At 62.6% G+C, this 23,616-nt stretch carries 21 protein-coding genes, 2 pseudogenes and 1 riboswitch; of the genes and pseudogenes, 10 read left to right on the plus strand and 13 right to left on the minus strand.

The window, feature by feature from the left end; all coding sequences use genetic code 11:
- Positions 1-41: 41 nt before the first annotated feature.
- Positions 42-755 carry a Crp/Fnr family transcriptional regulator gene (locus LW587_RS02310; RefSeq protein WP_232627988.1) on the minus strand — a complete coding sequence of 238 codons (714 nt, stop codon included), beginning with the start codon at positions 753-755 and terminating at the stop codon, positions 42-44.
- Positions 756-1,259: 504 nt separating this feature from the next.
- Between LW587_RS02310 and LW587_RS02315 the strand changes: the two genes are divergently transcribed.
- Positions 1,260-1,505, plus strand: a complete 246-nt coding sequence (locus LW587_RS02315) for a hypothetical protein (RefSeq protein ID WP_232627989.1) — start codon at positions 1,260-1,262, stop codon at positions 1,503-1,505.
- 151 nt (positions 1,506-1,656) lie between these two features.
- Here LW587_RS02315 and LW587_RS02320 read toward each other — a convergent pair.
- The 5 genes and pseudogenes from LW587_RS02320 to LW587_RS02345 all read right to left on the minus strand — a co-directional run.
- Positions 1,657-1,848 (minus strand): annotated as a pseudogene (locus LW587_RS02320) (integrase core domain-containing protein); the annotation flags it as partial.
- Between the two features lie 238 nt (positions 1,849-2,086).
- Positions 2,087-2,686, minus strand: a complete 600-nt coding sequence (locus LW587_RS02325; protein ID WP_232627990.1) for a phasin family protein — start codon at positions 2,684-2,686, stop codon at positions 2,087-2,089.
- Between the two features lie 1,778 nt (positions 2,687-4,464).
- Entirely contained in the window at positions 4,465-4,698 is a 234-nt protein-coding gene (locus tag LW587_RS02330; RefSeq protein WP_232627991.1) for a hypothetical protein, read from the minus strand.
- Positions 4,695-5,656 (minus strand): IS630 family transposase gene (locus LW587_RS02335; protein ID WP_232627992.1). Its coding sequence is split into 2 segments (ribosomal slippage): positions 4,695-5,305 and positions 5,305-5,656, totalling 963 coding nucleotides; the frame shifts between segments, so codons are not numbered across the junction. Before LW587_RS02335 ends, LW587_RS02330 begins: the two co-directional genes overlap by 4 nt.
- Positions 5,657-6,003: 347 nt before the next feature.
- Positions 6,004-6,516, minus strand: coding sequence for a DUF3280 domain-containing protein (locus LW587_RS02345; protein WP_232627994.1), 513 nt, complete (start codon positions 6,514-6,516; stop codon positions 6,004-6,006).
- Between the two features lie 226 nt (positions 6,517-6,742).
- On the opposite strand from LW587_RS02345, the gene LW587_RS02350 reads away from it, so the two are divergent.
- Positions 6,743-6,931, plus strand: coding sequence for a hypothetical protein (locus LW587_RS02350; protein WP_232627995.1), 189 nt, complete (start codon positions 6,743-6,745; stop codon positions 6,929-6,931).
- A gap of 668 nt (positions 6,932-7,599) precedes the next feature.
- On the opposite strand, the gene LW587_RS02355 is transcribed toward LW587_RS02350, so the two are convergent.
- Positions 7,600-7,842 carry a hypothetical protein gene (locus LW587_RS02355; protein WP_232627996.1) on the minus strand — a complete coding sequence of 81 codons (243 nt, stop codon included), beginning with the start codon at positions 7,840-7,842 and terminating at the stop codon, positions 7,600-7,602.
- 595 nt (positions 7,843-8,437) lie between these two features.
- Between LW587_RS02355 and LW587_RS02360 the strand changes: the two genes are divergently transcribed.
- From LW587_RS02360 to LW587_RS02370, 3 genes are all read left to right on the plus strand, one after another.
- Positions 8,438-8,800 (plus strand): hypothetical protein, encoded by a 363-nt coding sequence (locus LW587_RS02360; protein ID WP_232627997.1) that lies wholly within the window; start codon positions 8,438-8,440, stop codon positions 8,798-8,800.
- A gap of 70 nt (positions 8,801-8,870) precedes the next feature.
- Positions 8,871-9,179 carry a DUF4506 domain-containing protein gene (locus LW587_RS02365; protein WP_232627998.1) on the plus strand — a complete coding sequence of 103 codons (309 nt, stop codon included), beginning with the start codon at positions 8,871-8,873 and terminating at the stop codon, positions 9,177-9,179.
- A 310-nt stretch (positions 9,180-9,489) separates the two neighbouring features.
- Positions 9,490-9,882, plus strand: coding sequence for a hypothetical protein (locus LW587_RS02370; RefSeq protein ID WP_232627999.1), 393 nt, complete (start codon positions 9,490-9,492; stop codon positions 9,880-9,882).
- A gap of 147 nt (positions 9,883-10,029) precedes the next feature.
- Here LW587_RS02370 and LW587_RS02375 read toward each other — a convergent pair whose 3' ends face one another.
- Positions 10,030-10,275, minus strand: a complete 246-nt coding sequence (locus tag LW587_RS02375) for a hypothetical protein (protein ID WP_232628000.1) — start codon at positions 10,273-10,275, stop codon at positions 10,030-10,032.
- Between the two features lie 123 nt (positions 10,276-10,398).
- A riboswitch (cobalamin riboswitch) is annotated at positions 10,399-10,595 on the minus strand.
- A gap of 316 nt (positions 10,596-10,911) precedes the next feature.
- Between LW587_RS02375 and LW587_RS02380 the strand changes: the two genes are divergently transcribed.
- Positions 10,912-12,927 (plus strand): hybrid sensor histidine kinase/response regulator, encoded by a 2,016-nt coding sequence (locus tag LW587_RS02380; protein ID WP_232628001.1) that lies wholly within the window; start codon positions 10,912-10,914, stop codon positions 12,925-12,927.
- Positions 12,928-13,015: 88 nt separating this feature from the next.
- On the opposite strand, the pseudogene LW587_RS02385 reads toward LW587_RS02380, so the two are convergent.
- A pseudogene (locus tag LW587_RS02385) lies at positions 13,016-13,396 on the minus strand (response regulator).
- A 144-nt stretch (positions 13,397-13,540) separates the two neighbouring features.
- On the opposite strand from LW587_RS02385, the gene LW587_RS02390 reads away from it, so the two are divergent.
- Complete coding sequence (locus LW587_RS02390) at positions 13,541-14,704, plus strand: sensor histidine kinase (RefSeq protein ID WP_232628002.1); 1,164 nt, start codon at positions 13,541-13,543, stop codon at positions 14,702-14,704.
- 76 nt (positions 14,705-14,780) lie between these two features.
- On the opposite strand, the gene LW587_RS02395 is transcribed toward LW587_RS02390, so the two are convergent.
- From LW587_RS02395 to LW587_RS02410, 4 genes are all read right to left on the minus strand, one after another.
- Entirely contained in the window at positions 14,781-15,641 is an 861-nt protein-coding gene (locus LW587_RS02395) for a transglutaminase family protein (RefSeq protein ID WP_232628003.1), read from the minus strand.
- A gap of 54 nt (positions 15,642-15,695) precedes the next feature.
- Positions 15,696-16,601 (minus strand): extracellular catalytic domain type 1 short-chain-length polyhydroxyalkanoate depolymerase, encoded by a 906-nt coding sequence (locus tag LW587_RS02400; RefSeq protein WP_232628004.1) that lies wholly within the window; start codon positions 16,599-16,601, stop codon positions 15,696-15,698.
- Between the two features lie 44 nt (positions 16,602-16,645).
- A complete protein-coding gene (locus tag LW587_RS02405) occupies positions 16,646-16,999 on the minus strand; it encodes a hypothetical protein (protein WP_232628005.1) in 354 nt (117 codons plus the stop codon).
- Between the two features lie 526 nt (positions 17,000-17,525).
- A complete protein-coding gene (locus LW587_RS02410; RefSeq protein ID WP_232628006.1) occupies positions 17,526-18,794 on the minus strand; it encodes a phospholipase D family protein in 1,269 nt (422 codons plus the stop codon).
- Between the two features lie 236 nt (positions 18,795-19,030).
- Here LW587_RS02410 and LW587_RS02415 point away from each other — a divergent pair, with 236 nt between their 5' ends.
- Genes LW587_RS02415 through LW587_RS02425 form a run of 3 tightly spaced genes read left to right on the plus strand, consistent with a single transcriptional unit; the run spans position 19,031 to position 23,603 of the window.
- Positions 19,031-19,684, plus strand: coding sequence for an RNA polymerase sigma factor (locus tag LW587_RS02415; protein ID WP_232628007.1), 654 nt, complete (start codon positions 19,031-19,033; stop codon positions 19,682-19,684).
- Positions 19,681-20,241, plus strand: coding sequence for a hypothetical protein (locus tag LW587_RS02420; protein ID WP_232628008.1), 561 nt, complete (start codon positions 19,681-19,683; stop codon positions 20,239-20,241). The genes LW587_RS02415 and LW587_RS02420 overlap by 4 nt, the downstream gene beginning before the upstream one ends.
- A gap of 2 nt (positions 20,242-20,243) precedes the next feature.
- Positions 20,244-23,603 (plus strand): UvrD-helicase domain-containing protein, encoded by a 3,360-nt coding sequence (locus LW587_RS02425; protein ID WP_232628009.1) that lies wholly within the window; start codon positions 20,244-20,246, stop codon positions 23,601-23,603.
- Positions 23,604-23,616 lie beyond the last annotated feature (13 nt).

The raw sequence follows: 23,616 nt of genomic DNA on the forward strand, positions 1-23,616 counted from the left end.
CAATGCCGCCGCCCGGTCCGACGCGCAGCGCCGGTCGGACGCTAAGTGGGCCGAGGCCGTCCGCCTGGTACTGCCGCGTCAGATAGAGCTGCAGTGGACCTCGTCTGCCGCAGAGGGCAGCAGGACACCAGCGTGTTCTTGCGCAGCGCCCGGGCGATCTGGGGATGGTGCGTCAGCAGGTCGGCGATCAGCTCGGGCGCGAGTCGCACGACCGTGCAGGTCGAGAGCGTGGTGATGGTGTGATCCATCTCGTCCAGGAGCGCCACGTCGAGGTCGCACAGGTCGCCCGGCACGAGGTAGGCATTGATCTGACGTGCACCGCTCACCCGGAGCTTGTGGCGGCAGGCGAAGCCCGACAGCACGACGAACACGCCGTCGGACCTGTCGCCCTCCCGCGCGAGGTCTGTCAGCGACGGGACGATCCGTGGGTTTGCGCAGATCTGCTCCAGCAGAGCCCGATCCGCATCCGACAGAGGCGCAAACCTCTCCAGCTTGCGCACGAGCGGATTGGCACGAACCGCGTTAGGCCCGACCCGTCGTGGTGGCGGGGCCGCAGCTGCTTCCTGTCCGACGGATGCAGCCGTGAGCGACAGCTCGTCGAGGACCGACACCACGTCCTCGGGCGGAGCCGGCTTGATGATCCAGGGCACATCGACCAAGGCATCAGCGAGCGGGTCGTCCTGGCGGTAACCGGAATGCATGAGGAAGGCGACGCCGCGCTGCCGCAGCGCGCACCAGCTCGGCGCAGAGCTCATCCCTAAGAGCGATGCCGATGACGGCGAGTGTAGGCGTCTCCTGCTCCAGCAGGCTCAGCGCCTCGGCCGCCGTAGCGGCCGGCCCGAGCACACGGTAGCCCGCCTGCTCAAGGGTACCGCTGAGGGGTCCATGCCCACTAGCGGAAGCTCTTCCACCAGTAGGACGGAGGGCTGTTCATCGAGGCTCGTTATGCAAACTCCGGCAGGCTGAGCCGCTCGCCTTCCCGTCGGAGCAAGACTCATTGGCCGAAGTTGTAGACGTTGATCGTAGAACGTGTAGACGGCTACCACCTTCGGTAGGAAAGCTGATAATCGAGATGGTCCGGAATGGTACACAAGCCGTTCGGTTCATTGAACTGCACGGGTGTGATCGCCTAGTGCCTGCGATCGGCTGCCACTGATCGGGCGCAGTCGCTTGGGAGACAGGGTGTGCTGTTGCCCCGAACGGGAGCACACCCGTGTCTCGGTCTTGGTGACGGCGCGGGATCGTGCCATCCTCGTCACATGGACAGACTGAACGACGTTGCCGCCGGCATCCACATTGTTCGCGTCTACATGGACAGCGGCGTCGGCGGCATACCCACCGTGCAGCTTTGGGTGGCCGCCGTGCCTCGTGACCAAGCCGAGGAGGCCGTTCAGAAGGCGATTCCGGCGGGTTGGCGGGCGGAGTTGACCAGGGACACCCTGACTAAAGAGGCCGTCGCCCGCATGAACATCCGTGCTGGAGAGGTTCGGCAACTCGCCACCTAATTGGCCTCGCAGTGCCGTCCTCCTCGCGATAATTTGCCTGGGGATTAGAGACCGCACCGTCGCCGACTGGGTCGCCGAGGGCGAGACCGCGACGGCGCTGTCCGGCGTGGCACTGACCTGACCGGTATTTTGGACCGGGCCAGTTGTGAGGCTATTGCATGGTAGTGGCCGTGGGTAGCCGGAAGGCCAGATCCGGGAAGCTGACAGGCGCGGGCGGCCGGTAGCCCAGCGCCGAATGCGGCCGGACAGGGTTGTAGGTGTTCTGCCATAGGCCAATCACGACCTGTGCTTCTCTCAGCGAGTAGAAGATCTCCTGGCGTAGGTACTCGTCACGTAGCTTCGCTCGGAGACATCCGCCTCCTTGCACGCGACGGCGATGCTCTTGCCTTGCCCCGTCTCTACCTCGATCTGGCGCAGCATCAGCAAGACCTGCTCCGCGCTCGGCTTCCCGTCCTCGCTTCATTCCCAACTCCTCTGATCCAGGCTGATCATGTCAATCAGCCCGGTCCAAAGCCAGCCGGTCAGGTCAAGGTTGGCATCGTTAAGAAATTTACTGCCGGGCTTGGCGGCAGCAGCCGATCTCAGCGAGCCGGAGCGACGCTGGAGAAGGTCTGGCTGGCTTCGTTGACAGCACGGGCGGAGGTTTCGGTGATCGCCTTGCTGTCCTGGACCATGTGCTGCAGGCTCTCACGCATCAGATCGCTCTGGATGGTGGCGAACTCCTGAACCGTCTTGGCCTGAGTCAGCTTGGTGAGGCCGTCCAGATTGCGCTGGAATTGCTTCTGGCCAAGTTCGAACAGGCTGCGCGAGGCATCTTGGAGGGCTTGGCTCAGCACCGTGCCGCAGCGGGTGACCGCCTCGATGTTCTGCTTAGACTGCTGAGCCAGACGCTCACCGTCTTGGCCTGAGAAGCCCAGGGTCTTCGAGAAGCGATCAGCGGCCTCACGAGTGTGCTGGGAGGCTGTCTCGATGCTGTTCTGCATCACCTGCTTGGTGGTCTCGGTTGCCCGCTCGTGCAAGTCAACGATTTTGTTAGCGCCCTCACGAGCCGCATCGGAGATTTGCTTGTTCTGCTCGTTGGTCTTATCGGCAGCCTTGTCGAAATTAGCCTTTGCGGCCTCAGCGATGCGCGCGTCCTGACCGTTCTGCTTGGCGGTGCTGACGTTCTGTTCATGGGCCATGCGGACTTCCTTCCAGTATTCATGAAAATATTTCTACAAAGCAAGCGGACGAATTCGACCGATCACCTTGCTGGCGAAGCAGTCTACTGCGATTGCTGCACTTCACCTAAGTCGTGCCTTTATGGGCTATTTCAACCCTCCACGACACAATTTTTATACAATTGAAGAAAAATGAAAACAATCAGAAATTATACTCGAATCTAACACGCTGGTCTCATTGCAGAATTACCTTCGGGCTGCGTTGATATCTTCGCACCCATGGCCGGACTGGTTGGCCGATGTGACGGGACTGACGACGGTGCATGTCATCCGGGTGGTGAAGACGCTACGCACGGACGGACTCGTCAGGCTGGACGATCGCCAATTGGTGATCCAGAACTGGAGGCGCCGCTATGATGCGGCCGAGTTCGATCCGACCTACCTGCCTGGAGAACTGAGATAGTCGGAAAACAAAAAGCCCCCCTGCGGCTGATTCGAGCGGGGCTGGAAGAGCCTCAGATTATATCGATAGCCACGAATTGCACGACGTTGTCGTTGAGCGCAGGGTGATGATTGTCGATACGTACCGAGGCCCCCTTGCGCCTCGCCCACCTTATTGTCTCAGCCGTTCGGGCTGATCTTCGATCAATCCAAGCCTCATGACGTACAGGCGCGCCACGCCCGTAGCGTCGTTGGGTGGGCTTCATGATTGCTCCAGTTCGTGCGGCGGAGGAACCCCGTTGGCCGACAGGTCAGTCCGAAATCGGACGGTAGCGGTATTCGGGGTCTGATTTGTGACGTGAGGCAGCCAGAGGAAGCTCCGCTGCGGCTGAGCGGAACGGGGCAAGGTGGGTATCGAGATGGAAGAGCCCGCTGGAGGGCGGGCATGAGGTAGACGGATAGCGGCGGGTCGATAGTCCGCCGCGTCACACCGGCGCCGCACCTCTACACGAAAGTGCCCCCGTCCACCACCAGTCCTCGAAGTACGGCCAGGTCCACTCAAGCGCCGGGCCGATGTCTTCAGATTGTTGGATGCCGCGGCCCCGATCAACGTGATGAAGATCTATTACAACGAGTTGCTGACCTTGATTCGGAACAAATCGCTAAAAATCGGTCAGTACAGCAAGGATACAAAAGGGGTATATTTATTTATAATATTTATATAATTCTCAATTTTTTCTTTGTTGACTTGATGCGAGCGGAATGATTCAATCTTACGCGGATAAGTTAAAAATATTGTAGTATCGCATTGGCAGCATTGGTACTTTGGAGCTATTGCAAACCATCTTCCTGTCCGTATATGCATGGTGCCGCAAGATGGGCACGGGTTCTGAATTAATTGTTTGTACAGCTCTTCAGGCAAAGTCATGATACAATCTGTGCCGCCGATAAAATAAGACCCGATACTGATATAATGTATGTTTTAGAAATATGCACAAGGTGATAACCAAATCGTGCTTTCATTCAGGGATCGATTCGGTTGCCGTTCTAGCTGAAATACAATTCATTGAGCTTTGATAGGCACTTCGGGTCAAAAACAGTCTCTGTGTCAGTTTTCGATCACTGCGGCGGCCTACGCTTCACGCACGGTGCCTGCACCGCCTCCTCAGGCGTCTCAAGCGCGAACGTCGCGATCGGCCCGATGGTGATCTCTGTGCTTGCATGGGGCCGATCACCCGGCGCTGTGACCACTGGGCTGATGCGCGTGCTCGGCCCAATGTATAGGTAGGCGCGGGCGTCCTTTGCCGATTTTCCGCTCGCGAGCAGGCCGGCCAGGGTGACTGCGACGAAGCAGGGGGTCACGGCCGCTCTCTCTCGTGCGACGGGTTCTCGATCGCCTTCTCGCGCGCGATCAGGCCGAGGATCGTCGCCGGGCATGTTTGGGCCATCTCGGTCATGGCCAATCCCGAGTCGAGCGCGGTCCTGAAGTGCGGCGCGATCCGCACCGCGATCCTGCTGGCGCGGGCGCAGAAGGCGTGATGGCGGCCTGTCGGTGTCCAGTCCACCGCGGCGCTAGAGCCGTGCCCGGTCACGTAGCAACGGCCAGGTCGGTATCGTAGCCGGCGGCAGCAAGGGAGTTGCGGCACTCGTTGGCCGTGAAGCGAGCCAAAGCCTGCCGGATGGCATTCCACAGATCTGGGACAGTGCGGGCCGCCGCGGTTTGGAGCAGAGCCTTCAACTTGGCGAAGATCTGCTCGATGGGATTGAAGTCCGGGCTGTAGGGCGGGAGGTAGAGCAGCCTCGCTCCGGCGGCCTCGATGGTCTCGCGCACACCCGCCACCTTGTGGGCCTGCAGGTTGTCGAGGATGACGGTGTCGCCGGGCCTGAGCACAGGCACGAGCGTGTCGGCGACGTAGGCTCGGAAGCGTGTGCCGTTGGTGGCGCCGTCGAACAGGGCAGTGGCACACAGGCCATCGCTGCGCAGGGCGGCGGTGACGGTGACGGTCTTGTAGTGCCCGTGCGGGACGGCGAGGCGGCAGCGCGCGCCGCGCGGGGCCAAACCGTAGCGGCGTGCCATGTTGGTGGCCGCGGCGGTCTCGTCGAGGAAGACCAGCCTGTCGGGATTGAGGGCGTCTTGGTTCTCGAACCACGCCTCGCGAGCGGCCCTTACGTCTTCGCGCGCCTGCTCGGCGGCGTGGATCGCCCCTTTTTACGAGTGATGCCGTGCCGGGCGAAGAAGCGGGACAAGCTGCTGGTGCTGGTTTGTACGCCGCGCTCGGCCAGGGCGTCGCGCAACTCGTGCAGGGAGATGGCGGGCCGCGCCTCGTAGATTGTCAGGATCAGGTCGGCCTGCGCCTCGATCCAGTGCGAGGCATGATCGCCACCCGACGGCTTGGGCGCAAGCTGTCCCTCCTGGCGAAACCGATCCGACCAGCGGCTGGCGCTGGACACGCTGACCCCAAACTGGGCTGCAGCCTGATGACAGGACGCGCCCGCGGCTACGGCCGACACGACACGCTGGCGTAGATCGACGGACAACGGTGAAGGCATCGGCATCCTCCTTCACCCCTCAACATCCCGACCCTCCAGCCGTCCCAAACCGCTTGGGCACGGCTCTAGTGGCTGGACGACCCGCATGGCATACCGGTGCTATGACGAACGAAGTCCCGCACCCCTATTCCATCACGGTCGAGCCGCTGAAGAAACCCGAAGGCCATTTCGGATGGGCCCTCAGGAAGCACAGTAAGCTGACCGAGAGGTCCGACCGTTCGTTCCCCACCGAGGCCAAGGCGTTCGAGAACGCGTTGAGAGCGACTGAGAAAGATCAGACTGGGTTCGGGAGCCGATAGGCTCCTAAGGGCTGTATAGCGGCACAGACCGCAAGCACACAGCCAGCCTCACTTCTGCGGTGAAACTGCCTCAGTTGCGGGGGGCATGTTGTTCTTCACGAGGTACTTCACACCGCGATCGAACGAGGTGTCATTATTGCCGCGGATGTCGACACTGTAAGCTTGCTCTGGCGTGTCGGCCTTCAGGTCCTTCACGTAGACGTTGATATTGAGGATCAAGTTGGAGACCTTCTGGATCTCGCCAGTGATGGCGACATCCGCCTTGAGTTTGCGAGCATAATCTTCGGCGCATCCACCGCACTTGCGCAGGTCGGATCCATTCTCGACCTCAGCCCTTACGAGATCCGTGGACACGATCTGATAGCGACCGCTCTCCTGTAGCTGCTGACGTAGCAAATCGGTGAGGGGGCCGAGGCGGGCTTGGTCCTCATCGGTTGGACTTTGGGCGCCGAGGTTCGCAAGCTGAAAGTCGAAAACAGCCGCTTTTGGTGGTTCAGCGTGTGCTGCCGTGGCCACGATTAGTACTGCCAAGAATGCCGCCAACACGTGATATTGCTTCATGCATGTTCCTCCTGAGACTTCTGTCTCCTGAAGGAACGCGCGAACGAGAGATAGGTCGCATCCAGGGTGCCGAGACGCAGGGCGGGAGTGGTGAGGCGGCCGAGCTCTACGAACCCTTGCCTAAGTGCGCCCGCCCGCAGTTCACACCCGCAACGGTTTGCAAATCAGCCGCCATGGCATATCCGAAGCTTGGCCGTTTCCGCGGTCGCATTTTCAAGGAGTTCGGATGACTTCAGACACGCAGCTCGATCGCTCTGCCTCGCCGCTCGCCTCTGTCTCGAACCAGATCCACCCAAGCGAACCTAATCAAATGGTCCATCAGCTTACCGAGGGCGCAGATGCCCTGCCGAAGGACGGCAGCAAGCCGACTGCACCGCCGACGAATGCATTCGAAGGATTTGGGTCCTTCGCCTGATGGGCCTCGTCACCCACCTGCTGCGGTAGCGCCAATAACTCCAGCAGGCTGCTTCAACCCTCGTCACCGCTCCACTTGCATGCGGGCGACCTGGCTCAAGCTGGGCTTGTCGGATGACGCAGCGGCTCATGATGCGCCGGGGATGAAAAAGCCCCGCAGCGGGTCATCCGATCGGAGCGCATCTTTCCAACGTGAGAAGCGGCAGGGCCTACGGCGACCTCACATCCGTTCTCGCACCCGACCCGCGCATATTCTTCGTCGATTGGTGCAGGACAGACAATAGCGGCGCTCTATCCGAAGTCAATCACGCGATAGCCGTCATGCAGATCAAATTCATATTCTCGAACTTGGGAGCGATCGCAATTTCAGGAGCTTGACCGTCAGAGGATGGCTTTGAGGTGGAAAGCGACGGTTCGGCCGGTGGATGCTGAACGGCAGGATCGTGTCGCTCCCGGACCTTCGATAAGGGCTGCCGAGTTGCAAGTTCGTTGCCATACCTCACCACGGCGATGTTGGGACGCATTACCTTCAGTATTGGCTCGTTCCGGCCTCGCTCACGCAGAGCACGAATCCAATCGACTCAGTTGAGTGCACCGCGCAGGTGCCCGCCGCCTGGATGAAAAGCGTTGTCGACATGCTGCATCCAACTTTTCGTAAGCAGCAGGCTGCTAGGCAAAATCCTTTGGCCCATTGTTCCTAAAGTCGTACTGATGCTTCCGCGCATTGAGACTTTTTGCCGCCTCCATCGCCTCGGACCGCCCTGGCCCGAAACGACAGAGAAGCATGTTCACTCTGTCTCGCGAAACTTGATATTTTATATTCAACTCTTCCAATATGTCCGCAAAATCATCTGCACTACATTCTTGGGCCTTCAATGCAGCAGCAATAGCATCCGCCTTGACCATCATCATGAGCTCTCGCTTTATCTCGAATGTTGATGGAAGCCGCATTTTACGTCCGAACCGTAGTATTGTCGCCATGACTTCCGTCCTTACATTGAGTAAACGACAAATTCCAGCCATATGAGCGGAAAGAGTTTAGCATATATTTTATATCCCTAATAAACAACGCTGCGAGACATCCTTCGTTCCACAAACTTTTGCCAATGACCGCCTAAAGAAAAATACGATTATTTATGAAATTAATATTTTATGCGGGTTGAATACGATCCAATCATCACTAAATATTAAGCTGAATGAATTGCCAGTTTTATAACAAAGAGTCGATCTATGAGCATATCTTTGTTCAGGCCTCCGATCTTCGGCGGCAAGGTTGAACCGGCAAACTCGAATCAGAAGGCTTCACGCCTCGATCGGAGAAAGCCGGAGGAGATAACTGAATCAGAAACAAAACAACCTGAGGTGTCCGGCTCGGCCTGGTACCATGATGCGGCTATCATGGCGGAACTCGGCCCAAATCGTAGAAAAAAAAGTTAGAATTACATTTGCGGTGCTAGTGACCATAATAACAATATCCACTTAGTATGCTGCTGATAAATCCGTAAAGATGGAGCTGATCATGGCACTCCCAAGATTGACAGGTCTTGAATATTACTGGTTTGGGAAAAGTCAATCACTTGTGTCGGCGTACTCACGACATCGAAGCATGGAACTCGGACCAGCTGTCGCAGATGTTGTTCTCGCGATAAAAATAGATGCAAGAACATGCTATACTGGCCATCAATCGTTGCGGCGACTAGCCGAACGCCTAGATAACGAATCAGTCGACGCTGCGTTCATGGAAGCGCTGGCGGTACCTAATGACGGGAAGAATGTAGAAAATAATCGCCGTGTGGAAGCGATGCGTTGTCTTTCCTCCCTGTTTTTCGTAACAGCCGACGAGCTCCAAGCAGAAAAAGAGCGACTATAATTTGGTACAGGCTCGATTCTTCTTAACGTTACGATAACTTCCATCGCTAGAAATTAGGAAATTTAATGCAATGACTAGCATTGGTAAGCGGTCTATGCTTAGATATCTCGGTACAATACGTGGACGGGGGGATCTCACGATTGGGGATGATCTGCTCAACCTCGGCATCGTCAGCTATGAGATCGATAGCTATCTCGACCGAAATACATATTCTGGAGACGGGCAGATCGAGGGCGATACCGCGCATTTGATGCGAGCTTTCGACGCCGGTGCCGCCCGAATCTTTTTGTCTAAAGGCCGATCTGTCGGGGTCGTACTCGCTGACCCAAAGGGCAGTTCAGCGGTCGAAATTGTGATTCAAGGCCGGCTGCTGCTCTGATTATCGCAAATATCGGGCCTATTAAAGCGGTTACTATGCTGCAAATGTTTGTGTGAGCGACTAATTTGCTCGCCGCGTGTTTTTTATGAGTATTTCTGGCGGCCATCAGTAGCTATCACGTGCAATTGCTCTCACCAGAGTTCGGGGTTGATCTGTCGGAAGCCGGGCCATCGCCGCCGGCTCCACACGCCGATGACATAAGTGTGCTATTTGCGCGTTACATCAAGCATTCCACATTGCTGCGGTAGCGATCGAAGCCTGACCGGACGTACCGCCATAAGCGCGGCAATGGGCTAGGCGGCATCGGGCGATGAACGCCTTTGTTGAGCGGTTTGAGGAGGCGTTCGTGCACAGAAATGAGGGCTCTGACACGGAGGTCGCCACCGACGCTCTACTGCGGAGCATGGTTGAGAGTGAGCGCGTTGGCGCAACCTTCAGTGCCGTGCGCGACGGAGGAGTACTCACTACATGGCAGGTACCCGGAAGGGCACAGCTTGGGCCGGATCTCGGCCGTGTCGGCGCAGACCTAACTGGAGACTCCTACTGGCGGGAACTCCTCCGGCTCGGCGAGCGTATTCACGCTGTTGGCGGCCTTGATGCCTTAGATGAAGCCAACATGTACATTGTGCATATGGATTCCCAGCATTCAGACTGGCGCGCTATGGTGCTGGAGAGCGTATGGTTTAATATTGGTCGTGAATAGTAGTAATATAACTGCCAGCAATCCGCATCCGTTGTCTCTTCCTCAGGTCGTTGCTTTCCTCGCGAGGTGCCTGATCTAAATTCTAGATGGGATCTTAAGCGGCCCTCGTAGGGAGAACGGTATGTAGACTTAATTTGAAATGGTGTATCACGCCACCCTCTGTATGTCCTCGATCGGCAGCCGATAGTCGAATGGCGAGCCCATCACTTCCAGGGAGATGACACCAACGGCGCCGCCCGCTGCAGTGCCGACGAACTTTCCGATGAAGCCGCTGAGCAGGCCCGAGCTAGCCCGCACCTCCTCACCCACCAGCACGCCGGCGAGCGGCGTGAGTTTCGTGCGCCCTGGCCGAACGTGAGCGCTCGATTGACGAGCGAGTGCGTCGGAAAGCATGGAACATGGAGCCTCGGGCAACGGCAGTGGCACGTCGCCGCGAACGAGGCCTCAGCTCACCGCCTCCTCGCAGGAAGGAAGAGCTTCGACACCCGCCAGGAAACCTCGCCCGACGCGTTTCGCGTGTGACCTCGACTGACGACACGTCTCCTGGCTCGCGGGTCGCTGCCCTTTCACCGTTTCCCCGGGCGAGGCTGCCCAGTGACATGGTGGCGGAAGGCTCGCCGCTTACAGTTGCGGGGGCAGCCGCGGCATCGGACTGACGTCCTCACCGCGTTCCCTTTTGATCCCCGAGGGGGACCGTCACGCGCATGTTACCGCCGTCGTCTGCGCAATCCGTCGCTTTGCAGCAACACCAAACACAGAACCCTTTTCGTACCCAACCATGGGGACGGCTCGACCGCGTCCCCTGCGGTAACCCGCGAAGGTCCACTTTTACTTTGATAGTGGCTTAATACCCAGCTGGCTTCGTAGGTCTGCTCGGGGTCGGAAGCGGCGCTTCAGGGCCTGTCGGCCCAGCGTCAGCTCCTAGCGCGAGGTAGTCGTATCTCTTGCACCGATAACGGCAAGCGCACGTTTCCCCCGGACCTGGCAAAAGATCCAACATACCGGATCAGGCGTGGTAGGGTCGTCCTTATGAATGACGAACAGATTCGCCCTGATGCGCAGCAGAACCAGGTTGTAAAGGCTGCTCAGATCCTCGAAACGGCCGCTGATCGTGATGACCGCTACCGGTTGTTGGTTGAGTCAATTGTCGATTACGCAATCTATATGCTCGACCCTCAGGGGAATATCGCGAGCTGGAACCCCGGCGCTCAGCGCTTCAAGGGCTATACGACCGACGAGATCATCGGGCAGCACTTCTCACAGTTCTACACCGAAGAGGATCGGGCCACGGACTTGCCTGCCCGAGCTCTGCACATTGCGGCCACCGATGGCCGCTTCGAACAGGAGGGGTGGCGCGTTCGCAAGGACGGTTCCCTGATGTGGGCGCACGTGCTGATCGATCCGATTCGCAGCCCGGACGGTCAGCTTGTCGGCTACGCTAAGATCACGCGTGACCTGAGCGAGCGGAAGGCGACGCAGGACGCGCTGAAGCAGAGCGAACAGCGCTTCCGCCTGCTCGTCCAGGGTGTTCAGGACTATGCCATCTACATGCTCGATCCACATGGTGCGGTGTCGAGCTGGAACCGCGGCGCGCACCGCTTCAAAGGCTACACCGACGAGGAAATCATCGGCCAGCACTTCTCGCGGTTCTACACAGAGGAGGATCGGGCCACGGGCTTACCCGCTCGCGCCCTGCAGACCGCCGCCACGGAAGGCCGCTTCGAGGCCGAGGGTTGGCGGGTGCGCAAGGACGGCACCCGCTTCTGGGCGCACGTCGTGATTGACGCCATCCGCGGTGATCACGGCGAGCTGGTAGGGTTCGCTAAGATCACTCGGGACGTCACCGAGCGGCGCAACGTCCAGCAAGAACTCGAAGCGACACGTGCGCGGTTCATCCAGTCCCAGAAGATGGAGGCAATCGGCCAGCTTACCGGCGGCGTGGCCCACGACTTCAACAATCTGCTGGCGGTCGTGCTGGGCAACCTGAGCCTCGCGCGTAAGCGTTTGCCGAATGACCCCAAACTGCTGCAGCTGATCGAGAACTCGATCCAGGCGGCCGAGCGTGGTGCGACGCTGACCAAGCGCATGCTCGCCTTCGCCCGCCGGCAGGAGCTGACCAGAGGGCCTGTCGACGTGCCCGAACTCGTGCGTGGCATGGCTGAGCTGCTGCAGCGTTCGATCAGTTCGAACATCCCAGTCAGCACGCGGTTTCCGCTACGGCTGCCGCTCGCCTTCGTCGATGCGAGCCAGCTGGAGCTGGCGCTGCTCAACCTAACCGTCAACGCCCGCGATGCGATGCCGGACGGCGGCTCGATCACGATCTCGGCGCGGGAGGAACGAATTAGCACCAGAGAGGCTGCCGGACTTCCCGCGGGCAGCTACGTCTGCCTGTCGGTCACCGACACGGGCATGGGCATGAGCGAAGAGACGCTCGCCAAAGCCACAGAGCCCTTCTTCACCACGAAGGGTGTTGGCAAGGGTACGGGCCTAGGCCTCTCCATGATCCACGGCTTTGCCGGACAATCTGGTGGACGCTTGGTACTCAAGAGCACGCTGCGCCAGGGGACGACTGCTGAGCTGTGGCTTCCTGTGGCCGAGGCTAACCTCCTGCGCCAGGAGGACGAGACGCCTCACCCGGACCTCCCGATCCTGAACCCGATGACGGTGCTGGTGGTCGATGACGATCCGCTGGTGCTGATGAACATATCAGCGATGCTGGAGGACCTTGGCCACGAGGTGCTGGAGGCGACCTCAGGCCAGCAGGCCCTGCGCATACTGCGCCGTTCCGCCGAAATCATCGATCTGGTGATCACCGATCAGATTATGCCGGGTATGACTGGCGTTCAGCTGATTGAGGCGATCCGCGCGGCTCACTTAGAACTGCCGGTGATCCTCGCGAGTGGCTATACCGAGCTGCCGGAGGGCAAGCTCACGGGTCTCGTCCGCCTGGGCAAGCCCTTCGAACAGGCCGACCTCGCCCGCGCGTTGGTGACGATCATGCGGCCGTCCGGCGAAGTGCTCCCGTTCAGGCCTAAGCAGAGCTGACGCAGGCGAGTACTGCCTGCCGTCAGGCGGAACAAGCAGGAGAAAGCCTGCCGATCTCCCTACTCCTGAACGGTGGCCAGGGAGGCCGCTAAATCGGTCCGGCTTTGTCAAAGGCGTTGAGCACCTGTTCGACCAGATAGGGCTTGGGCACGAACATACCGTGGTCCGGCACATCGCGCGGCGCGGGGCGACACCGCCCCGACGTGATCACCAGGCGGATGTGCGGCTAACGCTCAGCAACCCGAGCGGCCAACGCGAAGCCGTTCATCGATCCCGGCATTTCCATGTCGGTGAACAGCAGGCCAATGTCGCTGCGGTTTTCCAGGATTTCTAAGGCCTCGTCGGCGCTCGCTGCTTCGAGGACGGTGAACCCGGCGTCTTCCAGCATGTCAGTCGCCATCATGCGTACAAGGTCCTCATCCTCAACAATAAGGACGAGGGAGGACGAAGGGGTTCTAGTGCTGGCCATCGAAGAGGGAAACGAGGTCAGGAGCGCGTGGTTTCAGGGACGCCGTCATTCACCGAGGGGGGCCCGCCAGATTGAGGTCGCACACTACCTGCTTGGACGCGTCGGAAAAGTATCCCCTGCGCGCAGGATCACCTAGGGTCCGCTATGAACGAATTTCAGCAGGATCTATCTGGGACCCCAGCGCGCACCCTCGCCGAGCGGCATATCGAGGCAATCCGCCAGCACGGTGGCATCTTTGTCGATGCGGTGCGGCTCACCCGAATGCCGATGATGGTCACCGACGCCACCCTGCCGGGCAACCCAATCGTCTTTGCCAACCAGGCCTTCATGGAGCTGTCGGGCTACAGCCTGGAGGAGCTACTTGGGCAGGATCCGCACTTTATGAACGGCCCAGAGACCGATCCGGCGACGGTCCAGGAGTATGAGGCGGCAATCCGCGAGAGCCGCAACGCGACGCTTGAGATCCTGCAGTACTGCAAGGACGGCAAGCCATTCCAGGCGATGCTGTTTGCCAGCCCCCTCGATGACGGGCAGGGCACGGTCACCAACCACTTCCTGTCGTACCTCGATATTACCCGTCGCGTTAGGGCCGAGACAGAGCTGCAGGCGCTAGCTGCCGAGCTGGAGCAACGCGTGGCTGACCGGACGCGCGAGTTGGAGGCGGCGAATGCGCGGCTGAAGGCGCTCGGGGCCGAGCGCGAGATGTTGCTGGTCGAGGTCAATCACCGGGCCAAGAACAGCCTGTCGATCGCTGGAGCGCTCTTAAACCTACAGGGACGCCGCCAAGCCGATCCGGCTGTCAAAGCGCTGTTCGCCGAGACGCAGGAGCGGCTCAACGCTATGGCACGAGCGCACGACCTGCTGAGTAGGTCGGACCATGTGCAGCAGGTTAATGCCGGCAGTTACGTAGCCGACCTCTGTGCCGCGCTTGAGGCGCTGACCGAGGGCGATGATCGCATCCGGCTGGAGGCCCAGGTGGAGGAGGGGATCTTCGTCAGCGCCGACCGCGCTATTCCGCTGGGCTTGGCACTGACCGAGCTGGTGACCAACGCGGTCAAGTACGCGTTTCCGTCTCCACGTTCCGGCACGATCCGCGCCCAGGTCCGCCGGCCGCAGCCCGGTCGGATCGAACTGGTGATTCAGGACAACGGAGTCGGCATGGCGGGCGTGCGAGAGGGGTCCCTCGGCTATGGGCTGGTGCGCTCGCTGGTGCAGCAGATCGCGGGCGACATCGACATCCGCAACGATGCCGGGGTGACCGTGACAATCTCCTTCCCGGATTTGCCGCCGCGCCAGGCGGCGAGCTAGGCGCCGTAGGGATTGGCTGCCTCAACTCGCTCAAGCTAGAGCTAGCCTACCTGACATGCACGACTTCAGCAGCACGTTAGTCGTGAACTTCGACGGCCACGGACATATCCAGGAGGGCATCAGCAGGCCCAATGAAGCTGCCAATCACCGGCATGGCCTGGCGAATGTCACGCGCCACAGCGACCGGGATCAGGTTCGCACCGCCCACCCTGCCGTTCGTCGGGTCGAAGGTGCCCCACCCTGCGCCGGGTAGGTACACCTCGCCCCAGGCATGAGTGGACCCGGCATCGGCCGATCCAAGCATGCGACGTGTGGGGTCATGCAAGTAGCCTGAGACAGCCCTTGCACCAAAGCCGAGGCTCCGGACCGCCTCGACGACGAGCGTGGCCAGATCCCGGCATGAGCCCAGACCTGATGACAGGGTTTGGCTCGGCGACTGTGTGCCCTCGTCCTCTAGAGCCTCGTAGGTGACCCTGGCACCCACACCGGCATTGATGTCTTTAAGAAGCGACAGAGTATCGGTGGGGTAGCCGGCAACGAAGCCCTGCGCCCAGTTTTGCAGGCGATCCCCATCAGGGTACTGCCGAACCGTGAGTCCTCCGAGGTCCGTCCACTCGTCATCGGAGTACCGGAAGGGAAATGAGATGGCCGAGGCGGCGATGTCGAAGACCGGGTAGGCAGCCGCGGAAAGCTCGACCTGAGCTGCGCTATCGATGACGAGTGTGCTGGACGGTGTTGCAAAGGTAACGGTCGCGACCGCGTTACCGGCAACGTCGCTGGCCCAAGTCACCGTTGCATCCGGCGTCACTGTGATGTCGCTCGAACGGAGCCTTAGGTCCCGAGCTTCTCGCGGGCGCAACATCAGCCGATGCGGGCCAAGTTCGACAGGTTGCCTGTAACGGTAGGTCGTCCGGTGGTGGATGCGTAGATCGACCAAGGGACGCTCCTCAGGAACCGCTTCGGGCTGTTTCATCCGGACGGGCAGTCAGTGTCAGTACGCTCCGCCGTCCTTCGCGTGTGTCATGAAGAACCGCAGCATCTCGCGGCTGGCATCAGGACCGGTCGGATCGGTGTGAGAGCCGGCCGGGTGGCCGCCGGCCCAGGCATGACCACCGCCGTGCAGGACCCACTGTTCCGACGACCACATGCCATCCGGCTCGGTCAGGATCGTTCGCGTGTACGCCATTCCGCCGCTGGAACGCCCATCGACGGTGGTGATGTTCAGGTCCCCATCGGGCTGCGCCTGGGCGATGGCCTGATCGCCGTTGACCGGTGAGACGGTCGTGTCGCGGTCTCCGTGGAAGACGATAGTCGGTAGCGGATGCGTTGCTTGACGCGGCCGGAGCAAGGCGCCTCGGCGCATCGTGGAGAAGGCCACGGACGTCGAGCCTGCCGAACCACCCGCCAGCCCAGAGTGTATGCCCACGGCAGCATAGATGTCCGGGTAGGCCAGCGCCATGACCGCCGCGGCAGCCCCACCTGAGGACAGGCCAGCGACGTAGACCCTCGCGGGATCGACATTGAACTCAGCCATGATCTCACGCGTCAGGCCGGCAAGAATGGACGGCTCGCCCTCGTCGCGCTTCTGGTCCCCATTCCTGAACCAGTTCCAGCTCTTGCCGAGATTGGCCGACCTCGGTTGGTCGGGGTAGGCAACGAGGAAGCTCTGCTCCTCCGCCAACCGATCCATCCCCGTGCCGATGGCGAAGTCGCGCGATGATTGAGAGCTGCCATGCAGCATCACCACCAGCGGGAGGGGGGCTCCCTCGTATCCGGAGGGGACGAAGAGGTCGTAAGCTCGGCTCCCGGCAGAGTTGCCGAACCGGCGTGCGAGCGCGCGGGGCCGGTCGATGGCCAGCCCCGACATCGTCGTCGACGCGTCTGCGAGGAGTGTCATCGCGGTGCTTTCGAGAAGGGATCGGCCGACGGCGACGAGATTGACTACGGCAGGGCGCCAATCATGCCCTTGGCCTCGGTCATGGTGTTCTCGCAGGCGCGCTGATCGCCCCGCTGGTCCTCGTCGCTCGCGCGGATGATGAGGGTCCTGGCCGCTGCCACACGGTTCGCCGTCGAAATCAAGTCGGGGTCGCTCGGTGCGTCGAGGCGAGCACCCTGCACGCCCCGGGGCGAACCGGCCTGGAGCGAATGGCCCGCCTTAAGGCCTGCGATCTCCACAGCACCTGCACTGTCGAGGCGGCGTTCGATGGTCCCGATCTGCTCGGCGCAGGAGGATGCCAGCGCCGGAAGCGGCGAAAGGGCGAGTGCAAGCGTCGTGAGGGTGGCTACGAAGCGCATCGGAAGGGGACTTTCAATGAGGTGGCAGCTCCGTGGCTTCGCTCGGCGAGCGAACGCCCCGAAGCCGTCCCTCACTTATCGATGCGAGGGTAGCCCTTATACAACGGCCTTCGGCCCCACCTGTTGCAATGCAACATGAAACGCAGGTCAGATGCGCGCCAGCGTCTCAGCCACGACATTCTAGGTCTCGGCCGAGGCTTGGTACGGTCTCGTTCCAGGAGCGGAACTTCAACCGCCCACAAGCGAAGGTCCGTTTGTGGCGCGTTGCTGAACAAGAGGAGCGCGAACTCCTGACCCTTTGCTGACCTCGCACGGTGTCATCTAGAAAGTCTGCTTTTCTATCTGGAGCAGACGGTTCGCGAGCGGCCATAACATCAGAAGGATTCGTGCTACGAACGAGATAGGGCATGGGTCCTTTGACGCGCGACTAATAATTGAAGCCCGCCCCTGCGGTGACGCGATTGCCGGCCCGTCAAAGCTATCGCTAAAGATGTGCGTCAGCGCAGAAGAAGCGCGATCGTCGCCATCAAGTCGCGTGCACGGCATACCCTAGGTACCTCAACGCCTTGGCCATGCGGCCATTGACGGGGGAGCAGAGTTCGGGTCGGACCGTGCCGAACAGTTCAAGGGCGCAGAAGAGCCCGAAGTATCCAAGCTTGAGCGCGGGATCGTAGAGCGCGTCGTGCAGACGCTCGACGAAGTCGCCGCTGCCATAAAGCAGATTGCCGAGACCGCGCTGGACCTTCCTGACGTCGTTCGCGTTCGCCGTCCAGAACGCCGCGGGCAGGTTCGCAGCCCCGCCCTTCACGAAGCGCAGCTGCTCGTAGAACGCGTGCAGGGCCATCAGGCCCTCGGTCAGATCCTCACGCCCGGAGCCATCGATGACCTCGCGCGAGCCGAAGACGCGGCGGACGGTCTGAACCGTATCGACGTAGCCGTCATACACCTTGCTGTCGGATGTCGTGGCCCATTCCGCGCCGAGCGCCAGGATCCGTGAGCGTCGCTCTACGGGAGGAAGGACTGGCGCGGCACGCCAGGCGGCATCGCCCTGGACATGGCTCAGGCGCACCCAGTTGAGGAAGCGGTTCGTCTCGTTGAGCGAACCGATGCCGGCCAGCTCGCTACGGCGGAAGCCGGCCCCATCGAGGAGCCCGTCGACCTCTGTGAACGCGGGACGGTACTCCTCGTAGACGGTCCGGCGCAGCCCCTCCAGGAACATGCGTTCGCGATTTCGGACCAAGCTCGCGACGTGCACGTTGGGTGGATGGGCGCGCCCGACGGCAGCCTCGATCATTGCGTCGGGGGCCGGCCCGGATCGCTTCACCCGTTCGTGCGCCAGCCGGAAATCGCGCGCCTTCTCCCGCGTGAGGACGTCGGCGGCCTCCCACAGTTCGACGAACAGCGCCCGGACCTCCTCTACGGCCTCGAAATCCTCCTCCCGATCCAGGCTGACGACCGCTTCCCGATTCTGGATCAGGCCACCGTCCGTCAGGTTCGACGAGCCGAGGAGCGCGACCCCGTCGAATAGGTAGACCTTCGCGTGGAATCGATCCGTAAGAAACCGGACCTGTAGGTTCGGCACATCGACGACCGCGGACACGGCCGCTGGGCTGGTGGCGGCGTTGAGGCCGATGAGCAGCCGCACCGTCTTGCCAGCCTTCGCGGCCGCCAGCACGAGGTCGTGGCGCGTAAAGTACGGGGCGGCGAGCTGTATTTGGAATGCCCCCTGGGCGAGCCGCTCAAACGGCTTGACGACATAATCCTTGCCAGGGCCGTTCGTGTGAATGCGCGGCACGTGAACACCGTCCTCCGCCCGGGCGGCAGTCATTCGACACCGCCGAAAGTTTCGCCGCCTCGACGTATGCCCACTCGGGTCCGCGACGAACTGCGCATACGCTCAAGTTGAATAACAGAGCGGTGTGGTGGCATCCTATCCGCGTCGCGGGTCCGACCAAGATTTTTTTCGACCGCCTACCGAATACGGGTCCGTCCGTTCGCTCATGCGGCAGGCCCTCCCCGCAGGAGCGTCCATTGGAAGACGAAAATGGTCCGGTCCGCCGATCCCGGCAGGACTGGAAGGACTTGGCCGAGGCAGGACGGCTTGCGGATTGTGGGCCTGAGGAAATCGTGGCGGCGTGCCGTCGTCCCGACGAGCTCCAGGACGAGCGCCTTCGGGGCAGGCTCCTGGAACACCTGCGCGCCCTTGCTCGCCCGTTTCTGACGAAACGGGCGAGCAAGGACATGCCGAACGGCGGTCTCGACGCCGTCGACGAGATCGTCTCGAATATGTCCACGGCCATCCTCGACCCCGCGGCCAAGGACGGTGCGGGTTACGAGGCGGCCTTTTACACGAAGCTCCAGCAGCGCCTGACCGACCGCCACAGGGCTTGGCGGGTGCAACAGGCGCGCGTCGAGCCTTTGCCGCTCGACGAGGAGACGGGCGAGACGCTCGAACCGGCCGACGCCGTCGGCCTCACGCCGGAAGAGGCCGCGACGGTCGAAAGCCTGATCGCGAACCTCCCGGAAAAATTCCGCAGGGCCTTCCTGCTCCACCGTGCCGGCTTCCCGGTCTCGTCGAAGGGCGAGTGCGTCTCGCGCATGCTGGGCGTCTCGCCCAAAACGGCGGAGGATTGGATCAAGAAGGCCGTCGCGCTTCTGCGCGAACAGCTTGGATCGAAGCCATGAATACCGAGGATCTCGACGACGTCCTGTTCCAGTTCCACCGTGCCGCCAAGGCGGTCACGCCTGAGCTCGTCGCTCGCTGGACCGGACGGTATCCCCAATTCGCCGACGACATCAGGGCCCACGCGGTCGAGATCGTCGATATGCAGCAGCGGGCTGCGCTCGCGGACGAACCGCCCGCGGCGGACGCCGTGGCCGTCCCGCAGGCGGAGGCAGTCCACCCCAGCCTCCGGGAAGTAACGGGGAAAGCCGGCACGTCGTTGCGCGACCTCGCGGACGATCTCGACATCGCGCGGTCCATCGTCTTCGACCTCAACGCCGGCGGCATCGAACCGTTGACCGTCCCGGCCCGGTTCGCCCGATTGGCGGCGGAGCGCCTCCGGCAAGCTCAGGAGTGGCTCGCAGCCGTCATCGCGAACAGTCACGATCGCTCGGCGAGCCCCGCGTTCAAGGCCACCGGCACGCCGGAGGCCGGCCGGCGCAGGACCTGGGAGGAGGCCGTGAACGATTCCGACATGGAACCGGAACGCAAGGCGTTCTGGCTCGCTGAAGGGCCATAGCGGTGGACATCTGGCGCGACATCAGGCTGAAGGCGCGCCAGCGCCACCAAGAGGCTTCGGCCGCGAACGGGCTGACGCCGGCCGCGGCTCTCGTGAAGTCCGGGCTACGGAAGGCGCGGCTTCAAGTCGATCGCTTCGAGCCTGGCACCGTGTATGGCCCGGGCGTGCTCGGGGCGCTGGAGCGGGACGGCGGCTTCGTCCGCCTCGCGCGCGGCCTCGACCCGAGCCAGGAGGCGGTCGTCGCCGCGCACGAGATCGGCCACCACTGGCTCCACGACGAATCGGCGTTCATGATCCGGTCGACGGAGGCGGGCTTCGGCGGCAGTCCCGTCGAGACAGGCGCCGATCGCATCGTGGCCTACTCGCCCCAGCAGCGGCTGGAGGTCCAGGCCGACGTCTTCGCCCAGGAATTCCTCCTACCCGCCGACCGGTTGCGCGACCGCCTCGTCGCCGGCCGGGACAGGCCCTCGGCGATCGCCGCGGAGATGGGCTTGCCCGTCGAGTTCGTCAGGATGCAGGCCATCCGGGCGCTCTTGCTCCCGCCGTTGGTCCCGCCGGACGTCGAGGGTCGGTCCGGCTCCGGTCCCCCGCCGGATCCCGAGCAGCGCGAGGCGGCCGAGTGGGACGACCGTCCCTTGATCCTCGATGCCGGTCCTGGGACCGGCAAGACGCGCACCCTCGTCGCGCGCGTGAAGTTCCTGCTCGACGCCGAGACACCGCCATCGTCCATCCTCGCGCTGACCTTCTCGAACAAGGCGGCCGGCGAAATGATCGAGCGGATCGAGACGCTCGACCCGGCCGCGGCGCCCCTGATCTGGGTGGGCACCTTCCACGCCTTCGGCCTTGAACTACTTCGGCTGCACCACGGCGCGGCCGACCTGCCCCCGGACTTCGAGGTCCTCGACGAGACGAGCGCCCTCGGCATGCTGGAGGGCATGCTCCCCGAGCTGGACCTCCGACACTACCTGAGCCTCTGGGACCCGACGGTCGAGCTCAGGCCGATCCTGCGCGCCATCTCGCGTGCCAAGGACGAGATGGTTTCCGAGGAGGAGTACGAGGCCGCCGCCCGCGCGACTCGCGCCGCCGCGGTCTCCCCGGAGGAGGTCGTCCGGGGCGACAAGGCCATGGAGGTCGCCCGCGTTTATACGACGTACCAGCGGGCCCTGCGCGAGCGGAAGGCCGTAGATTTCGGCGACCTCGTCTACCGGACCGCCCGGTTGCTCGCGGAGCGAGCCGACGTGCGCGACGTCGTCCGCGGCAAGTTCGGCCGGGTGCTGGTCGACGAGTACCAGGACGTCAATTCCGCGAGCACGTCGCTGCTCGACCAGCTGGCGGAGAACGGTCGCAACGTCTGGGTCGTCGCCGATCCGCGCCAGTCGATCTACCGCTTCAGGGGCGCGGCCCCGGCGAACGCCAGCAGCTTCACCGATAGGTACGCCGGGGCCGAACGCCTGCAGCTCAAGACGAACTATCGGTCTTGCGAGACGGTGGTGCGCGTCTTCGAGCGCTTCGGCGAGGGCATGGCGGCCGCGCCGAAGCCAGCCGCGCGCTGGACCGCCCATCGGGGACGGGTCGGCTCCGTGGAGGTGTTCCAGGCGCCCGACCTCGCGTCTGAGGCGGCGGCGGTCCGCGACCGGATCGAGCGGTTGCGCGCCGGGGGCATCCCCTACGACCAGCAGGCCATCCTGGCCCGCACGCACCTCTGCCTCGCCCGGTTCGGCCGGTTGTTGCAGGATCTCGGCGTGCCCGTGCTCTACCTCGGTGACCTCTTCGAGCGGCCGGAGATCAGGGACCTCCTCGCCCTCGTGTCGCTCGGGTCCGATCCGGCCGGCGCCGGGCTGGTCCGCGTGGCCGGTTTTCCCCAGTACGGTGCGTCGCGCGAGGATGCGCTGAAGGTCATCGCCGCGGCGGCCGAACGGGACGAGGACGTCATCGCGACCTGCGCCCGCGCCGACGCCATCCCAGGCGTCTCGCCGCGCGGGGCCGCTGGGCTCGCCCTGCTGGCGGAGCACCTCGCCGGGACCACGTGGGCCACCACAGCGGGGCAGATGCTCACTCACTACCTGCTGGAGGCGAGCGACTACCTCAGGCCGCTGTTGGAGGCCTCGGACGTCCGTTCGCGGCAGAGCCTGGTCGCGATCTACCAGCTCCTGAAGTTCGCCCGGGAGCATCGCGACGCCACCAAGGGTCGCGGGGGACGGCGCCGGTTCCTGGAGGAGATCCGGCGGCTCGAACGGCTGGATGACGATCGGCAGTTCCGGACTATCCCGCCGGAGGCGGACGGCCTCCCTGCCGTTCGGATGATGACCATCCACGCCTCCAAGGGCCTGGAGTTCGCGGCGGTGCACCTGCCGCAAGTCGCCACCTACTACGTCCCTGGCTCGCGCCGACCAGTGCCGTGCCCCGCCCCGATCGGGCTGGAGCGCCTCGACATCCCGCCGCCCGACCACGCCGCGGAGGAGCAGTGCCTGTTCTTCGTCGCCCTGTCCCGCGCCAGGAACGTGCTGACCGTCAGCAGCGCCAAGCGGTACACGGACAAGCGCAACAGCAACCCGTCCAAGTTCCTCGGCTCGCTGGCCGCCGTGCTCGGCGCCACGCGGACGGTCGCCGCCTACGTCCCGGCGGCGCGCCCGATCGACCCCGTCGTCGTCCCGCCGCGCGAGGCGCATGAGGAGCGCCACCTTGAGACGTACGCGAAATGCCCCGCCCGTTACCGTCACGAGGTGGTCGAGGGGCTGGCGGCGTTGGCGGCGAAGAGCGACTACCTCCGCTTCCACGGCTGCGTGAGGCGGATCCTCGCCTGGATCGGCGACAGGACCGTCGCGGGCGAGATCGTGACGCCGGCGGCGGCGCTGGACCGCCTCGCCGCCGTCTGGCCCGAGCGCGGGCCGGTCGGAGGCTTCTCCAAGATCTACCTCGCCGAGGCGCGCCGCATGGTCGTGAACGCCGTGGGAGCGGCGTCGGCGGACGATGCACCGATCGAGAGCGTCCTCTCGGTCGTCCTTGCTGGGCAGACCGTCGTGGTCAGGCCAGACCGCGTCGTCGAGAGGCCCGATGGGACCATCGTGATCCGGCGCTTCCGCACGGGGCGGAAGACCAAGGGGGAGGCCGGCAAGCCGATATGGGCGCTCCTTGCCGCCGCGGGCGAGGCGACGTTCCCCGGTCGGACGGTCAGGCTGGAGGCGTTCTACCCCGCATCCGCCGAGACGGATCCCATCGAACCGGAACGTGACGGCACGGAGCTGGACGGCTACGTCGCGGCGCTGGATGGCATCGCGCGCGGGGACTTCCGGACGCGCACCAGCCGGGACTGCCCGACCTGCCAATTCTATTTCATCTGCACCGCGGAGGATTCTTTCTGACGGCACTACCGAA

The organism is Methylobacterium sp. Leaf118 (genome assembly GCF_920984675.1).
Lineage (GTDB): Bacteria > Pseudomonadota > Alphaproteobacteria > Rhizobiales > Beijerinckiaceae > Methylobacterium.

Bases quoted from the DNA above. Each gene is read 5' to 3' on its own strand.
- LW587_RS02310 (WP_232627988.1), bottom strand. From the start codon at position 755: ATGAGCTCTGCGCCGAGCTGGTGCGCGCTGCGGCAGCGCGGCGTCGCC.
- LW587_RS02315 (WP_232627989.1), top strand. From the start codon at position 1,260: ATGGACAGACTGAACGACGTTGCCGCCGGCATCCACATTGTTCGCGTC.
- LW587_RS02325 (WP_232627990.1), bottom strand. From the start codon at position 2,686: ATGGCCCATGAACAGAACGTCAGCACCGCCAAGCAGAACGGTCAGGAC.
- LW587_RS02345 (WP_232627994.1), bottom strand. From the start codon at position 6,516: ATGAAGCAATATCACGTGTTGGCGGCATTCTTGGCAGTACTAATCGTG.
- LW587_RS02350 (WP_232627995.1), top strand. From the start codon at position 6,743: ATGACTTCAGACACGCAGCTCGATCGCTCTGCCTCGCCGCTCGCCTCT.
- LW587_RS02355 (WP_232627996.1), bottom strand. From the start codon at position 7,842: ATGATGATGGTCAAGGCGGATGCTATTGCTGCTGCATTGAAGGCCCAA.
- LW587_RS02360 (WP_232627997.1), top strand. From the start codon at position 8,438: ATGGAGCTGATCATGGCACTCCCAAGATTGACAGGTCTTGAATATTAC.
- LW587_RS02365 (WP_232627998.1), top strand. From the start codon at position 8,871: ATGACTAGCATTGGTAAGCGGTCTATGCTTAGATATCTCGGTACAATA.
- LW587_RS02370 (WP_232627999.1), top strand. From the start codon at position 9,490: ATGAACGCCTTTGTTGAGCGGTTTGAGGAGGCGTTCGTGCACAGAAAT.
- LW587_RS02375 (WP_232628000.1), bottom strand. From the start codon at position 10,275: ATGCTTTCCGACGCACTCGCTCGTCAATCGAGCGCTCACGTTCGGCCA.
- LW587_RS02380 (WP_232628001.1), top strand. From the start codon at position 10,912: ATGAATGACGAACAGATTCGCCCTGATGCGCAGCAGAACCAGGTTGTA.
- LW587_RS02390 (WP_232628002.1), top strand. From the start codon at position 13,541: ATGAACGAATTTCAGCAGGATCTATCTGGGACCCCAGCGCGCACCCTC.
- LW587_RS02400 (WP_232628004.1), bottom strand. From the start codon at position 16,601: ATGACACTCCTCGCAGACGCGTCGACGACGATGTCGGGGCTGGCCATC.
- LW587_RS02405 (WP_232628005.1), bottom strand. From the start codon at position 16,999: ATGCGCTTCGTAGCCACCCTCACGACGCTTGCACTCGCCCTTTCGCCG.
- LW587_RS02420 (WP_232628008.1), top strand. From the start codon at position 19,681: ATGAATACCGAGGATCTCGACGACGTCCTGTTCCAGTTCCACCGTGCC.